Genomic DNA, 16,087 nt, shown 5'->3' with positions numbered 1-16,087 from the left:
AAGAATGATGACAGGCATGATAAACTTCGAATTTTTAACAAACTTTACGACCGAAGGTCGTTACCAATACATTTATACTTTTGCATGCCATGAATCGGAACAGGATCTGTGCATGCTGGAGCTGCGTGAGCTGCTAGGACAGGAATCCAAAATCGGAAGCTCCTGGGTTCACAGTGAGCGGAAGATCGATCCGGATAGAAGTCCATTTCTATCCGCAAGAATGGACGTGCTGCTGACTGGTGACACGATCGAAGAGATTGCCGAGCAAGCTTCCTTTATACAGCTTACAGACTCCAGTTTCAAAGTGGTCTATCTAAAGGTAGGGGATAAGCTCAGTTATGATGAACAGCGCGGAGTTGAACGTCTGGTAGGGGGGAAGATTAGCGGAAAGGCTGATATGAAATCTCCAGATATTACCTTTGGATTATTGTACCGATACGGCAGCTGGCTATTCGGTGAATGTCATTATCCTGAGCGTGCCTGGTTGTCTCATAAACAGAAACCGCAAAATTACTCCACCGGGCTCAGCTCGCGGGTAGCACGTGCTCTTGTAAATATCGCCGCTCCTGACAAAGAAGGCGTTCAGATGCTGGATCCGTGCTGTGGAATGGGGAACGTGCTGATTGAAGCTTTATCGATGGGGCTGAACATAGAAGGCTGCGACATCAATCCGTTGGCCGTTCGGGGTGCGAGGGTGAACCTGCGGCATTACGGGTATTCCGATACATTGGTTATGCTCGGAGATATGAATGATCTGCAGGGAAGTTACAACACGGCATTACTGGATCTACCTTACAACGTCTGCTCGGTATTTCCGCTGGAAGACAAGCTTCGGATGCTTGGCAGCCTCAGAAGGCTGACGAAGCGTGCGGTTATTGTAAGCACCGAACCTTTAAAAGACATACTGAATCAAACAGGATGGCAGGTACTCGGATATGCTCAAGTCACAAAAGGTACCTTCGTACGTGATATATGGCTGTGCTCATAATTGGTGATGAAGACGGAAGGAAAGTTACTTTTAAAAGTATCTAGATATATTGAAATTAACTTTAACGGAGAAAGCAGTATCTAGATATATTGAAATTACTCCAACGGAGAAGGCGGAATTATTCTGGAGAAGCGAAGCGTTCGCCCAAAAGCTTTCCAAAGGAAAGCTCGCATCGGAAGCATAAGCTGTCCCCAGATTTCATCGATTATAAAATACATTACAAGAAATCTGGGGGCAACAGCGATCGTAAGAATAATCCGAATTCGTAGTGATGCGAGGCTACAGTTCTTTAATACGCCTTTCCATAGTCAATCACATTACGAGGCAGAGCTTCACCTTGACGATAAGCCTTCAAATTTTCGATAAAAATATCGAGTACACGATCGGTATAGTGTACGGTATCACCTGCTGTATGTGGTGTGATGATCACATTGTCCATGCCCCACAACGGATGCTCGCTTGGAAGAGGCTCCTGTTCAAATACGTCCAGACCCGCGCCAGCCAGATGGCCGGATTTTAGCGCTTCGATAAGCGCCTCTGTATTCACGCTGGGACCTCTCCCCATATTGACGAAAAAGGCACCGTCCTTCATCGCCTCAAAACGACCCGCATCATACAAACCTTTGGTTTCATCGGTGAGCGGGAGGATGTTAATGATAAAATCACCCTCAGCCAAAGCTTGGTCCAGTTGATCCACGGTATACATGACATCGACGTTAGGGTCGGGTTTACCGGATCTCCGGACTCCAACGGTCCTCATTCCAAAGGCTTTGGCTACCTTTGCCGTTGTACTGCCGATTTGTCCCACCCCGACAATGACAGCTGTTTTGCCGGAAAGTTCACGGAATGTTCCGGATTTATCCCATTTGCTCTGTGATTGCTGCCGGACAGCATGATGAAGATTTCGAGTATAGGCGAGCAGCATCGAGAATATTTGCTCCGTAATCGGTATGCTGTGCACGCCGCTGGCATTGGTCAGAAAAATATTTTTTTGCTCCAGCTCTTTAAGAGGCATCCTGTCAACACCGGCTGACCAGACCTGAATCCAGCGGATGCGGCTGTGATCACTAAGCACTTCTTCAGTGGCGGAGCTGGTCCATCCGAGCACAATATCCGCCTGAGCCACCGTGCCGGAAGGCAGTTCCTTATACTTGCCTGCAATAAGTTCATAATCTGGGGCGATATCTCTTATTTTTTGCATCTGTTCGGTCGTGAGTTCGTGCAAGGCAACAATATTTGGCATGGGAACTAACCTCCTGAGAATGTAATGAAAAAAATGCCAAGATTTTATGATCATCTTATCAGATTTAAACGTGATGCGCATGTTCAGAAACGACTGAAACGTCTGGAACGACGTGCTCTACAGAGGTAATCTGCTACATTTTTTTAGCCAGAAAAAGTTTGCAGAAAAATACATTTAATCATCAATACATAAGTTGAACATTTCACAAATGGCATTTTTTTGCATTCACTTTTAGCGATTTTGTGGTATCATGTTAAACTTAGTGCGAGTTTTGTGAAGACTAATGGCATCAAATCCATTGCGAAGCAGGAAGAAGGTTGTATTATGAATGCTGCCGAAACAGAACCGGTCATGCGTTTATTCATCGCTATTCCTTTACCAAAAGTGGTGTCAGACAGCATTACACGGTGGACGCAAGAGCTTGGAACACAGTTGTCTTTTCGTAAATGGGTGCATCCGCAGGATTATCATATTACGTTGCAGTTTCTTGGAGATACGAAAGCCGGAAGTGTGGAATCCGTAGTATCTTCACTGCGAACGATCGCTGCTGCACAACAGCCTATTCAATTAAGTCTTCAAGGGGCCGGCGTATTTGGGCCGGCATCTGCTCCGCGCATACTATGGGCAGGCATTTCAGGGGAGCTGGAGAAGCTTGAGCATCTTCAGCAACGGGTAACTTCTGCAATGGCACCTTTGGGTTTTGCAGCGGAGGACAGGCCTTACAGACCGCATATCACAGCGGCAAGAAAATTAACGGATGGGAACATAACTTCCGATCTGTTAAGTACAGGACCAGAACCAGCAAGCTGGACAGCCGATGGCTTGGTGTTGTTCCGGACCAATATGCATTCAAGTCCTATGTACGAAATATTGGGGAAGATGGAGTTTGGAAGTTGAATCTTTCATAGATTCAATGGAGACCCTTGTTTTCATCTCCTGAATTTCGGGTTACATAGAGTAGGAATGTGCCGACGTATAGGAGGAAAGATATGGGTATCAAAATGTTACGGCAAAACCGCTGGGTGGCTCTGCTGGTCGGAGCCCTTTTTGTGAGTTTGTCTTTAATAAGTCTGCTGGGGATGCAGACAAACGCAAGCCAAGGGGAGAAAAAAACGCAAAAGGACACTGCTGTGGTGATCCCCGAGACCGAATTGAATATGACAGGTCGAATTTTATCTGAAAAAGGCGATAGGGTACTGCCAGCTTTTTATGCTTCAAATCAATTCCAGAAGTGGAAACCGAAAGAAGACGTAATATTGTCCTTTCCGGAATCAAGGCTGAAGGGAAATAAGTTCACCATTGATACCGCAAACCGAACTTCTAAGAGTAAGTCCAAGGCTGCGGCGAAGTCAGAGCCCGCAAACCAGACCAAGCCTAAGAAACAAGAGGGGACAATTGCTGCAAATTCACAGGCCAAGAGCCAACAACCCCCCAAAACATTATTCTTCACGAGAACAAAGACATTAACTCAGGACGAAAAAGAGAAAGCGACCTGGAAATACGCTTTGTCGGCTGAAGAGCTGCTTCTGCTCCAGAAGATTGTGATGGCAGAAGCGGAAGGCGAACCGTACGAAGGCAAAGTGGCAGTTGCCAATGTTGTCTTAAACCGGCTGCGGTCAGCCAATTTTCCCGATACCATTAAGAAGGTTATTTATCAAAAATATCAATTTAGTCCGGTAGGAAACGGGCGTATTAATCGTGTCGACCCGAGCAAAGAAACGATCAAAGCGGTTACTGCTGCGCTGCATGGTCATAAGGCAGTGAGCGATGACACTTATTTCTTTTTGTCTTTGAAGCTTGCTCAGGACCTTACTGTGCATCATTCAAGAACATTTGCGAAGAAGATTGGGAACCATTCCTTTTACAAGTAACCCCTGATTTGGGTAAACTATAGTCAGGAGGTGTGTTTTGATCTATGAAAATTACGTATTATGGCCATTCGTGCATGTTGGTGGAGGAGAACGGAATACGCGTCATTATCGATCCGTTTCTTTCAGGTAATGCCAATTCGGGGATATCGCCTGATGACATCCAGGTAGATGCTGTCGTTCTTACCCATGGGCACGCCGATCATTTTGGTGATAGTATCGGGATTGCCAAGAGAAACGATTGTCCGGTCATCGCTGTTTTTGAGCTGGCAGGATACTGTGCTAATCAAGGTGTAAAATCCCACGGAATGAATATTGGCGGAAGCTTTGCATTCAACGGATTTAAGGTGAAATTCACGCAAGCTTTTCATTCGTCATCCATCTCTGTAGGGGATACTTGGATTTATGCTGGACAGCCTGCTGGTGTTCTACTGACGATCGGGGACAAGACATTCTATCATGCCGGAGACACGAGTCTGTTTGGAGACATGCGCCTCATTGGGGAAATGAACAATATCGAGTGTGCGGCACTGCCGATCGGCGATGCATTTACGATGGGCCCTGATGATGCTTTACTAGCTGCCCAATGGATCCGTACCAAGAAGGTGATACCAGTCCATTACAATACGTTCCCACAAATTGAGCAGGACCCTGTGTTGTTCTGTGATCGGCTCCGGCAAACGGGCCTAGAGGGTTATCCACTTAAGCCGGGAGAAAGTATAAATATTTGATTTTTAATATATAATAGAAACCATATTTCGACAACTAGAAAAAAGGACTGTTCTGATGGGTAGGCAAACCTACCGTCGGAACAGTCCTTTTGTGAGTTATATATGAATGAGAAGAGTGTTTACACTAATTCGTATCAGCCAACAGGATGAACAACATCAGAATAATCATCTTCCTCAACATGAGACAGCATACCGAGTACTTGAACCGCACAGTTGTCCGGATCTAAGTAAGGCAATCTGCTGCGAAGTAATTCGCGGCGATAATTCACAACGGTATCATAGCGATTGGACAGAAGGTCGAGCCATTTATCTACAACCTCAGGAGAGTCCAAGACTTCCCCAAAGCCTTCGTTTACGAAAAAAAGGCAGTTCTCTTCCTCCTGCCCGGGAATGGGCTCGTAGAAGAGCATAGGGATCGCTTTGGCGGCCCCTTCTGTGCATGTCATCCCGCCGGGCTTCGTAATGAGGAGATCCGAAACGTCCATCAGCTTATGAATATCCTTACGATAACCCAGCACATGAATGTTCGGATGCCGGAATAGTGGATTTTCGCGCATGCTGCACACCAATTTTTCGTTTTGTCCCATACAGAACACAAGCTGAATGTCATTCGCTCTGGATGCAAGCTTGCGAAGCAAGTCTTTATTAAACACCAGACCCCAGCCACCGCCCATAATCAGAACCGTAGGCATGTTGCTGAGCTTCAGTTCAGTCCGCAGCTGTTCCTTGTTGACCTGATCCCAAAATTTTGGATGAACCGGAATACCGGTTACATGGATGTACTCCGGCGATATTTCTCGTTGGATCAACAATTGTTTGACCTGCGGAGTGGAGACAAGATATTCATCTACTTCAGAATTGACCCAAGTACCGTGAGCATCGTAATCAGTTATGAGTGTATACAGTGGAACATTTAGTCCCTGGCGCTTTAACCGGGAAACGACTGCGTTCGGAAATGGATGTGTACAGATGATTACGTCCGGCTTTAACTGATTAATAACCTGCGCGGCCTGCGCGTAAAAGATACGATGCAGAGCAAGACGTGTAAGCCGGTTCAGAGACTTTTTATATTGGGAACGATAGAGCAAACCCACGAGCCTCGGACGTACGCTAACTGTTTTACGATACGCCGATAAGATTAACGGACCTACGGTTGGATTCAGAAAATTACCGAGCTCAATGACGCGGCACTGTATGTTGGGATTTTTCCGTTTTAGCCCCTCAGCCAAAGCGTACGCCGCTTGTGTATGACCAGTGCCGAATCCCTCCGAAAATAGGAGCACTCTAATTTTTCGCATAATTTCACCTACTTCTTTCTCCCTCTATCTTACAAAATAGGAATCATTTTTTGAAGAGCGGCGTTAAAAAAAATACATGTATAGTAATATACGCTCAAATTCGCAAAGCATTTCATTCTTTCATCTATTTATTAGACGCAAAAACTTTTCAGTACCCCTGCGATGAAAAAAATGAAAAATTTCATTTTTTTTCACAAAAAGTATTGCATTACAGGAAGGATTCTGATAAAGTGGTTTTTGACCGGGTGACCGAAAATGTTTTTTGGTCAGTTCGTAGGAATACGAGAATCAAGGAGGGGTTGGCTTGTCAGCGGTTGATCGTCGGAAGCAGGTGCTGGAAGCTGCCGCAAAATCGTTTGCGTTATTTGGGTATAAGGCGACGACGATGGATCAGGTGGCGAAGATTGCGAACGTAGGTAAAGGAACCATTTATACGTTTTTCACGAATAAGGAAGAGCTGTTTGATGAGATCCTGCATGGGGCAATATTGGAAATGAAGCGCATAGCTGAACGAACAATTCGTGAGGACAGAGATTTCTTTGATAATTTGTACCGTGTACTGGATGCTTTGCTCGAGTTCCGGGATGAGCACGCGCTGTTTATCAAGCTATCACAGGAACAGCGGGAATTTGGTACACCTAAGGCAAATGACAGCCTGACTAAGGTGGAGAACGTGATTGTGGGATATTTGCAGGGGATAGTGGAGAATTCCATCCAAAACGGTGAGATTAAGCCCTGTGATCCCCAAGTGGTATCTTTCGTAATGTTGAGGCTCTATGCAGCACTGACGGCGGATTTCAACAACCTGCGAGAACCGCTTCAAAAAGAGCAAATCAAGGAGTACATGCTGCTTTTTTTGGCAGAAGGATTAAGGTCTCCGGGCTGAGCCAAATCTGCTAAACAGTCGTCAGTACATAGAGACGAGAATGCTGGGACTTAAGAAACTGTGACACAATTTTTCTTGTCTCTATGAACGGTAAGGGAGTTTATTCTGCTATACAGCAGACGGTGTTTCAAGGAGTTTTTTTTTCGGTCGAACTGACCGAATGGGGTAAATGGTCAATCAGTATTATAGGTGGAGAGAACAATACTATAAAAAGAGTCCCTTGAGGACAACGATGTCGGCACTAAGCTGCTGTATCTATAAAAAAAGGAGAGAGACTGGATGAAATCATTATCAGTGTTTTTTAAAGATCTTACTAGTGCGGCACGGAATCCGAAAATTCTGATCCCGATTATCGCCGTTTTGTTCATCCCGGTCATGTACAGCGGCATGTTCCTCGGAGCCTTTTGGGATCCGTACGGTAAAATGAATGAACTGCCTGTAGCTGTGATCAATAACGATCAGGGTGCGGTATATGAAGGGAAGACGCTTGAGGTAGGCAATGATTTGGTTGATGAACTGAAGAAAGGCAACGATTTTCAGTGGGAGTTCGTAAATCGTGGGCAAGCCGAAGAGGGGATGCGCAACAATAAGTATTATATGACGATTACGATCCCCGACAATTTCTCACAGCAGGCAACAACGCTAATGGATGACCATCCGGAGCCTGCAAAAATACTGTTTGAACCGAATGAGGGTTATAACTTTTTGGCAGGCCAGATCGGCGGCAGTGCAGTAAAGGAAATTCAATCGAAGGTATCCGCTAAAGTAACCGAAGCCTATACGGAGACACTATTTGAGCAAGTGGAAAAAGTGTCCGATGGTCTTCAGGAAGCCGGAGACGGAGCTACAAAAATTTCCGATGGTGCTCAGGAGCTGGATGAAGGAACATTGAAGCTTAAAGAGAACCTAGCCAAAATGGTCGACGGCACAGAAGAGCTGGTAGCAGGAATTGAGCCTCTGACGAAGGGCGTTGAGGAGTTAAACAAAGGGGCTGGTGCACTGAACTCAGGTGCAGGAACTTTGTCCTCCGGTTTAGTACAACTGCAGTCGGGACATAAGCAGCTGGAAACAGGAGCTCAAGATGCCCGTCAGGGTGGAGCGAAGCTTCAGGCGGGAATTGAATCGTCTGCGGCAGGAAGTAATACGCTGTCCGAAGGCTTGCAGGCTAACCAGAGTGGAGCTGCAGCACTGAAAGCAGGTGCTGATCGTACGGTTGAAGGCAGCAATCAGTTGGAAGCCGGACTGAAGAAATCACTGGAGGGAACAGCTGCTATTGAGCAGGGTTCTAAAGGTGTAGCTGAAGGTCTCAAGATGCTGACCGAGATCAACCCTGAACTCGCAGCTATTCCTGAGGTTCAGAAGTTGCTCGCAACGAGCCAGGCAGTGGCTGCGGGAAGTGCTGAGCTGAATGCAGGGCAGAAGCAGTTGGCTGCAGGAGCGTCACAGCTTCAACAGGGAACAACCGAGCTAAGTGCAGGCGCAGGCAAGCTCAGCGCAGGAGCAGAGCAGCTGTCACAGGGTGGCAAGCAGCTGGCGGCAGGCAATCAGCAGCTTCTCGAAGGTGTGAAGCAGTTGAGCGCAGGTCAAGGTAAGTTGTCTGAAGGAATGAAGCTGTTTGGCACGAAACTGGGAGAAGCGGCTGCAGGCAGCAAAGAGCTTGCTAGTGGCGCGGTTGCTCTGAACAAAGGTACGGAGCAGCTTGCAGGAGGTGCCGGTAAACTGGGCACCGGCGTTACTACTCTGGCAGACGGCTCTAAGCAGCTTGATGCTGGTGCTGGTGAACTGCTAAATGGAATGGGTACACTGAAAGAAGGTTCCGGAGAGCTTGCAGACAAGTTGAATGAAGCAGCCGACAAGACCGGAGAAGTGAAAACAACGGATGAAACTGTCAATATGTTTGCAGAACCCGTTAAAGTAGATGAGCATAAAGTAAGTGAAGTACCTAACTATGGTACGGGATTTGCTCCATACTTCCTGTCCCTTGGCTTGTTTGTCGGAGCGCTGATTTCGTCAATCGTTATGCCAATCTATGAAACATCCGTGGCAGATGCGTCCAGAATGAACCGGTTCGTCAGCCGTACACTGTCATTTGCAGGCATGGGCCTTATACAGGCGCTGCTAGCTGTTGTACTTGTTCTGTACGGATTGAATCTGGAAGTTCAAAATGTACCACTGTTCTATCTGTTTGCTATCATTACAAGTTTGTCTTACATGTTCCTGGTTCAAGCCTTCGTTACTTGGCTTGATATGCCTGGACGGTTCGTTGTCATCGTCATTCTCATTTTCCAACTTACGACGAGTGCAGGAACCTTCCCTCTTGAATTAATTCCAGACTGGATGAAGGTTCTGAATCCGCTGCTGCCGATGACGTACAGTGTAGATGGATTTAAAGCTGTCATATCGACAGGAGATACAGGGCATATGTGGGGAAGCGCCGGAGTGTTGGGAATCTTCGGTGGTGTATTCCTGATCTTGACGGCCGTTTATTTCTTAACGAACCGTCATTTGAAAAAAGTGAAGTCGGAAACTCAAGCTCCGGCTACTGCATAACATTACTAAAAAGACATTCCGATTGATTCGGAATGTCTTTTTTGTTCTTTTTTTTGCATTAAAATACATGGATATATTCCTTTTTTTGTGAGTCGAATCACAAAAACAAATCTTATCGTATTTATAAAAAGTTTGAATTGCACTGATATTACAGGGGGTGATAAAATAATAACACTAATAAAGCTTATCGTGTTATTCATTAATCGTCCTCCAATTATTTTTGCACAAAATTGCATTATTCTGCATATTCCTCCCCCCAACCGGAAGGCCTAAACAGCCTACATGCCCTTCATACTGAACTGGTAAAGTGCAGTATTACTTTGTAACAGAAAGGTTGCATATTATGAAACATACCGATTTCCCCCAGAAACAGGGACTCTATGATTCGCAGTTTGAGAAAGACGCCTGCGGAATGGGTTTTGTTGCTCATATTAAAGGAAGACCATCCCATGATATCGTAAGTAAGGCACTCACGATGCTCGGCAACATGGAACACCGTGGCGGCCAAGGAAGTGAACCGAACTCAGGTGACGGAGCGGGAATAATGATGCAAATTCCGCATACTTTTTTTGTCGCAGAGGCTCAGCGCCTTGGATTTGCGCTGCCGGAGCAGGGCAATTACGGAGCAGGAATGCTGTTCTTGTCTCATGATCCAAGCGTACGGGCTGATCACGAGGAGCAGCTTGCAGCGATTATTGCAGAGGAAGGACAGACACTGCTAGGCTTCCGTGACGTACCGACGAACGATGAAATGCTGGGTAAATCCGCAAAGGCAGCAAAGCCTTATGTCCGCCAAATATTTATTGGACGCAGTGAGGATATTCAGGATGATCTCAGCTTCGAACGGAAGCTTTATGTGATACGCAGAAGAGCTGAACTTGCCATTCGTTACAGTGACGTGCCTGAAGGCGATACTTTTTATGTATCCAGTCTTTCTTGCCGCAAAATTGTATACAAAGGCATGCTGACGACCGTTCAGGTCGGGCAATTTTTTGTGGATCTGCAGGATTCACGCGTTGAATCGGCCATTGCGCTCGTCCACTCCCGTTTCAGCACGAACACATTTCCTAGCTGGGAACGTGCCCATCCGTACCGCTTCATGATTCATAATGGTGAAATCAATACCCTGCGCGGAAATGTGAACTGGATGCATGCCCGTCAGTCACTCTTTGAGAATAAGTTGTTCGGAAGTGATCTGGACAAAGTCAAACCGGTTATCAATTCCGACGGATCAGATACGGGCATGTTTGATAATACGTTTGAGTTCCTGTACTTGAGCGGACGCTCCCTGCCACATGTTGCGATGATGATGGTACCGGAGCCATGGAACAACCACGAAAGTATGGATGAAACGAAAAAATCATTCTATGAATATCACAGCACGTTGATGGAGCCGTGGGACGGACCGGCTGCGATGGCGTTTACTGACGGTATTCAGATTGGTGCTACATTGGACCGCAATGGACTTCGTCCGTCACGTTACTATGTCACCAAGGACGATTTGATTGTTCTGTCTTCCGAGGCGGGCGTACTCGATATCCCTGCGGAAAATGTGCTGTATAAAGACCGTCTGCGTCCTGGACGGATGCTGCTGGTCGACACGAAGGAAGGGCGTATCATATCCGACGAAGAGGTCAAAGCGAGTATTGCTGCGGAACTGCCTTACCGGGATTGGCTAGATGAGCATCTCGTGAATTTGGAGGATCTTCCGGAAGCGAAGGAGCTGCCGAATCCGAAACATGAAAATGTGCGTCAGCTGCAACAGTCATTTGGCTACACATTTGAAGAGCTGCGTAAAGTGATTGAGCCTATGGCTCTGACCGGAGCCGAGGCGATCGCTTCCATGGGATATGATGCTCCGCTTGCCGTGCTGTCAGATCGCCCACAGCGTCTGTTTAATTATTTCAAGCAGATGTTTGCCCAAGTGACGAATCCGCCGATCGATGCCATCCGTGAGGAACTGATCACATCGACGGCTACGACGATAGGACCTGAGCGGAACCTGCTGAATCCTGAGCCTGAGAGTTGCCGTCATATCCGGTTGGATTCCCCGGTGCTCTCCAACGAAGATTTTGCAAAAATCCGCCATGTGCATCGTCCGGGCTTTAAGTCCATGACCATCCCTATTTTCTTTACAGCTGCTGATGGTGCCGAGGGGCTCCGTCAAGCTTTGACGGGATTGTGTGAGGCGGCAGACCGGGTTATCGCTAAAGGGCATAACATTCTGATCCTGTCTGACCGCGGTGTAGATAAGGAAAATGCGGCGATTCCATCACTGCTCGCCGTATCAACGCTTCATCACCATCTTATCCGTCAGGGCACGCGGACGAAGGTTAGTATTTTGCTGGAATCCGGCGAGCCTCGTGAAGTGCATCATTTTGCACTCTTGCTCGGTTATGGTGTTAGTGCAGTGAATCCTTATCTGGCATTTGAAACACTGGACGATATGATTCAAGAGAAAATGCTGCGTGGCATTTCCCATGAAAAGGCTGTTAAGAATTTTATCAAGGCGGCAAGTAAAGGCGTAGTGAAAGTATTATCCAAGATGGGGATCTCCACGATCCAATCATACCGTGGCGCACAGATCTTTGAAGCGGTGGGTCTCAAATCGGAGTTTGTAGACAGCTACTTTACATGGACACCATCCCGGATCGGCGGTATTGGATTGGATGAGGTTGCTACCGAGACACTGGCTCATCATGAGCGTGCATTTACCGACAAGGATGGCAATGACAAGGTGCTTGATTCAGCTGGCGAATATCAATGGAGAAGCGGCGGGGAAGAACATTTATTTAACCCGAGAACGATTCATCTGCTTCAGCAGGCAGTCCGCACGAATGACTACGAATTGTATAAGCAGTACGCCAAGCTTGTGCAAGGTGAGAGTGAACAACACTTGACCCTGCGTGCGCTGCTTAAGATCAAACCGACTGGCGAGCCTGTTCCGTTGGAGGAAGTAGAGCCGATCGAGAATATTTTACGTCGTTTCAAGACCGGGGCGATGTCATTTGGCTCCATCAGTAAGGAAGCTCACGAAAGCCTCGCGATCGCGATGAACCGGATCGGAGGCAAGAGCAACACGGGAGAGGGCGGTGAAGACCCGGGCCGATTTGTTAAGGATGCCAACGGAGATTCACGCCGCAGCGCTATCAAGCAGGTCGCTTCGGGCCGGTTCGGCGTAACATCGAATTATTTAGTGAATGCCGATGAGATCCAGATCAAAATGGCTCAAGGGGCCAAACCGGGTGAAGGTGGACAGCTGCCTGGACGTAAGGTATACCCTTGGGTAGCTGAAGTCCGCGGCTCTACGCCAGGTGTCGGACTGATCTCGCCTCCTCCGCATCACGATATTTACTCCATTGAGGATTTGGCAGAGCTGATCTATGATTTAAAAAATGCGAATCCGCGTGCGGATATTAACGTCAAGCTCGTGTCTGAGGTCGGAGTCGGTACGATTGCGGCTGGTGTAGCCAAGGGACGCGCAGATATCATTCTGGTAAGCGGCTACGACGGAGGCACAGGTGCTTCTCCTCAAGGCTCTATCCGCCATGCAGGGATGCCGTGGGAGCTTGGACTTGCGGAAACCCATCAGACGCTGATTCTTAACAACCTGCGTGACCGTGTCGTGCTGGAGACGGACGGAAAGATGTTGAGTGGCCGTGACCTGATCGTCGCTGCCATGCTGGGCGCCGAGGAGTACGGTTTCTCCACAGCTCCGCTTGTTGCGATCGGCTGCATTATGATGCGTGTATGCCAGATGGACACCTGTCCAGTTGGCGTAGCAACACAGAATCCGGAGCTACGGAAGAACTTCACCGGAGATCCGGCGCATGTCGTCAATTTTATGACCTTTATCGCCCAAGATGTGCGTGAGCTTATGGCTTCACTCGGTTTCCGTACGATCGAGGAGATGGTGGGCCGGACCGATTGTCTGGACGCGGTGAAGGCGGATGATCACTGGAAGAAGAAAGGAATCGACATTTCCGCTCTTCTACATTCTCCAGAGCTTCCTGAAGGCAGCTCCAGATTCCGCACCAAGCGTCAGAACCATGGTCTGGAGGAAACGCTCGATCTGCGCTTCCTGATGGACAGTGCAGCTCCTGCGTTGGAATCAGGGACTTCGGTTCAAGGCCGATTCCCGATTACGAATGTGGATCGCGCGGTAGGTACAATCCTGGGTAGTGAAGTGACACGTAAATACGGAGCAGCCGGACTGCCGGAGGATACGATTCAGTTCACCTTTGATGGATCAGCAGGACAGAGCTTTGGTGCGTTTGTACCAAAAGGAATGACGCTTACCGTGGAGGGGGACAGCAATGATTACATCGGAAAGGGACTTTCCGGGGGCAAGATCATTGTCAAGCCATCACTAAAGGCGACCTTCGTAGCCGAGGAAAATATCATCGCCGGTAACACCGCATTTTACGGAGCAACGGGTGGAGAAGCCTATGTGCGTGGTATTGCAGGTGAACGTTTTGCGGTCCGTAACTCGGGCGCCCATATCGTAGTAGAGGGCGTAGGTGACCATGGTTGTGAATACATGACAGGCGGGCGGGTTGTCGTTCTTGGAGGTACAGGACGTAACTTTGCAGCCGGAATGTCGGGCGGCATTGCCTATGTATATGACCCGAAGGGAATGTTGTTTAATCTCTGTAATCTGGAGATGGTCCTACTGGAACGCGTGGAAGACCCGAAAGAAGCTTCTGCGATATTCGATATGATCCAGCGCCATTCCATATATACAGACAGCAGTCTGGCACAGAATATTTTGGCTGACTGGGACCAGTCGCTCAACCAATTCGTTCGTGTCATTCCGAAAGATTACAAACGGATGATGCTGCAGATCGAGAAGGTTCAGGAACAGGGGCTGACTGGGGAAGCTGCGCTGCTTGCTGCCTTTGAAGCAAATATGCGAGAGTTGGCCCGCATAGGCGGCAATTAGTTGATCTGATTTATAAGACCTATTTTATCAAACTCGTTTTATAAGAAAACACGATGCGATCTATATAGAACGCATCGTGTTTTCTTAGTATTCGACAAAAATAGAACCAAACGGTAGGACAATGGTTCCAACAGACGACAATACTATAGGCGTGGGTCAGGTATAATATCGATAAGTAAGTAAAAAAATTATTCAACGAAGTAGAATACATTAGGGATGGAGAGCCAAAAGTAGATGAGAAGTGAGGTTGGAGAAAGATGAATGTAGAGAAAGAGGCCGGATCAGGGCAAAATGAAAGACAGGTGCAGCAAACAAAGACAGACCTAAACATCTACAAGCTCCTGGACCAAATGGGAATCCATCCCGACAAATGGCTGCAGTTTCAAAGAGAGAAAGAAGGACTATGAATGTTCATCATTCCCGATCTGGGAGTTGAGGATAAAATCCCCGGCAGGCTGTATGTGATCAGCTTGCCGGGGATTTTTCTGTAACCTCTTATTAATAATTATTTCATCATACGTTCCATTCTTACAAAAGCTATAAAACGCTTGGCTTCTTCCTCCGTCAGCTTCCGCCCATCTACGGTGAGATTAAAGCGCTCCAGCAGATCGTGATCAGACAATTCTAAGTCGTCGACGAATTCACGGACGTCGGGGTCCATGTTCATTTTCTCCAGCTTAGTTCGTCCAATCAAATAGTCGATGGTAACATCAAAACGGTCAGCAAGATGGGTGAGTGTCTCAAAATCCGGCTTGCGACGATTTTTTTCATAGTGAGATAAAGCTGCTCGAGTTATCCCCACCGTTGTAGCTAATTCTTCCTGGGTCCAGCCCCGCTTTTCCCGTAATTCTGCTATTCGATTTCCGTAATTCATGCTAGGGTCCTCCTCCGATTGCTTGGGAATGCTCTATAGAAGCGTATGGATAAATTCAAATGGTTCATCCGAACGTATTTCATATTGACGAGATACATATTGTATCGTAATATTGGAGATGGTAAAGGATACAATTCGTATCTCAGTGTGACGATTAGTATCATTTTATCCATGATCCAGATGTCTCATACCAGAAAATCGCGGAAAAGAAGGAGTAAAATGAATATTTATATGTCAAATGATGGACGTAGATCCATAAATGTCGGGATATCAGTTACCTCTATCGGACGGCTAAACATCCATGGTCAAAGCCATCAGATTATCCCGCTTGAGCTGAGCCCGGAAAAACTTCTTTTCCTGTGTCCATGGAATATTCCTTTGTCCCCGAATGTGAAGTTTTGTTATGAATTGGATGATTCTTATGACCTCTTACGGGTTACCGGAGGTTCCTTGACGAAAGAGCTATGGAAAGAAAACAGTCTGTATACAGCCAGACTGCAGGTCTCCGAGAATGAGAAACTTCGGATCACAGGTATGTTAAACCGGATGATGTGCCATTACCTCTGTGAATCGCCGATTGTTCTCTACAATAAGCTCGGAACGGGATTAAACGACAACCCGTCCTGTCGACTGATAAATACTATGATTCAATAATTTTGGTTACAAACATTTTACTATATTTACGTTGCTTGGTCATTAGTTCTTTT

At 47.1% G+C, this 16,087-nt stretch carries 12 protein-coding genes; 9 read left to right on the top strand and 3 right to left on the bottom strand.

Translation table 11 applies throughout. From position 1 onward, the window contains the following. Positions 1-16: 16 nt before the first annotated feature. Positions 17-988 carry a THUMP domain-containing class I SAM-dependent methyltransferase gene (locus MNQ98_RS24760; protein WP_241930614.1) on the top strand — a complete coding sequence of 324 codons (972 nt, stop codon included), beginning with the start codon at positions 17-19 and terminating at the stop codon, positions 986-988. Between the two features lie 289 nt (positions 989-1,277). Here MNQ98_RS24760 and MNQ98_RS24755 read toward each other — a convergent pair whose 3' ends face one another. Beyond that, on the bottom strand, positions 1,278-2,231 hold the full coding sequence (locus MNQ98_RS24755) for a D-2-hydroxyacid dehydrogenase (protein ID WP_241930613.1): 954 nt from the start codon (positions 2,229-2,231) through the stop codon (positions 1,278-1,280). A 324-nt stretch (positions 2,232-2,555) separates the two neighbouring features. Here MNQ98_RS24755 and thpR point away from each other — a divergent pair, with 324 nt between their 5' ends. The 3 genes from thpR to MNQ98_RS24740 all read left to right on the top strand — a co-directional run bounded on the left by thpR (position 2,556) and on the right by MNQ98_RS24740 (position 4,830). Beyond that, positions 2,556-3,128: an RNA 2',3'-cyclic phosphodiesterase gene (gene thpR / locus MNQ98_RS24750; RefSeq protein WP_241930612.1), complete on the top strand. Its 573-nt coding sequence runs from the start codon at positions 2,556-2,558 to the stop codon at positions 3,126-3,128. A gap of 92 nt (positions 3,129-3,220) precedes the next feature. After that, positions 3,221-4,102 carry a cell wall hydrolase gene (locus tag MNQ98_RS24745; RefSeq protein WP_208917936.1) on the top strand — a complete coding sequence of 294 codons (882 nt, stop codon included), beginning with the start codon at positions 3,221-3,223 and terminating at the stop codon, positions 4,100-4,102. A 44-nt stretch (positions 4,103-4,146) separates the two neighbouring features. Beyond that, positions 4,147-4,830: a metal-dependent hydrolase gene (locus MNQ98_RS24740; RefSeq protein ID WP_241930611.1), complete on the top strand. Its 684-nt coding sequence runs from the start codon at positions 4,147-4,149 to the stop codon at positions 4,828-4,830. A 134-nt stretch (positions 4,831-4,964) separates the two neighbouring features. Here the strand turns inward: MNQ98_RS24740 and MNQ98_RS24735 are convergent, their stop codons facing one another. Then, on the bottom strand, positions 4,965-6,128 hold the full coding sequence (locus tag MNQ98_RS24735) for an MGDG synthase family glycosyltransferase (RefSeq protein ID WP_241930610.1): 1,164 nt from the start codon (positions 6,126-6,128) through the stop codon (positions 4,965-4,967). A gap of 304 nt (positions 6,129-6,432) precedes the next feature. Between MNQ98_RS24735 and MNQ98_RS24730 the strand changes: the two genes are divergently transcribed. The 4 genes from MNQ98_RS24730 (at position 6,433) to MNQ98_RS24715 (ending at position 14,913) form a co-directional block, all read left to right on the top strand. Beyond that, a complete protein-coding gene (locus tag MNQ98_RS24730) occupies positions 6,433-7,014 on the top strand; it encodes a TetR/AcrR family transcriptional regulator (protein ID WP_241930609.1) in 582 nt (193 codons plus the stop codon). Between the two features lie 279 nt (positions 7,015-7,293). Further along, entirely contained in the window at positions 7,294-9,564 is a 2,271-nt protein-coding gene (locus MNQ98_RS24725) for a YhgE/Pip domain-containing protein (protein WP_241930608.1), read from the top strand. A gap of 343 nt (positions 9,565-9,907) precedes the next feature. Then, positions 9,908-14,506: a glutamate synthase large subunit gene (gene gltB, locus MNQ98_RS24720; protein ID WP_241930607.1), complete on the top strand. Its 4,599-nt coding sequence runs from the start codon at positions 9,908-9,910 to the stop codon at positions 14,504-14,506. A 257-nt stretch (positions 14,507-14,763) separates the two neighbouring features. Next, a complete protein-coding gene (locus tag MNQ98_RS24715) occupies positions 14,764-14,913 on the top strand; it encodes a hypothetical protein (protein ID WP_241930606.1) in 150 nt (49 codons plus the stop codon). Positions 14,914-15,011: 98 nt separating this feature from the next. Here the strand turns inward: MNQ98_RS24715 and MNQ98_RS24710 are convergent, their stop codons facing one another. Continuing rightward, positions 15,012-15,380: a helix-turn-helix domain-containing protein gene (locus tag MNQ98_RS24710; protein WP_241930605.1), complete on the bottom strand. Its 369-nt coding sequence runs from the start codon at positions 15,378-15,380 to the stop codon at positions 15,012-15,014. A 219-nt stretch (positions 15,381-15,599) separates the two neighbouring features. Between MNQ98_RS24710 and MNQ98_RS24705 the strand changes: the two genes are divergently transcribed. Next, positions 15,600-16,034 carry a hypothetical protein gene (locus MNQ98_RS24705; protein ID WP_241930604.1) on the top strand — a complete coding sequence of 145 codons (435 nt, stop codon included), beginning with the start codon at positions 15,600-15,602 and terminating at the stop codon, positions 16,032-16,034. The last annotated feature ends 53 nt before the right edge of the window (positions 16,035-16,087 follow it).

Source organism: Paenibacillus sp. N3/727 (genome assembly GCF_022637315.1).
Taxonomy (GTDB): Bacteria; Bacillota; Bacilli; order Paenibacillales; family Paenibacillaceae; genus Paenibacillus_AQ; species Paenibacillus_AQ uliginis.
This window is presented reverse-complemented; position numbering and strand designations above follow the sequence as displayed.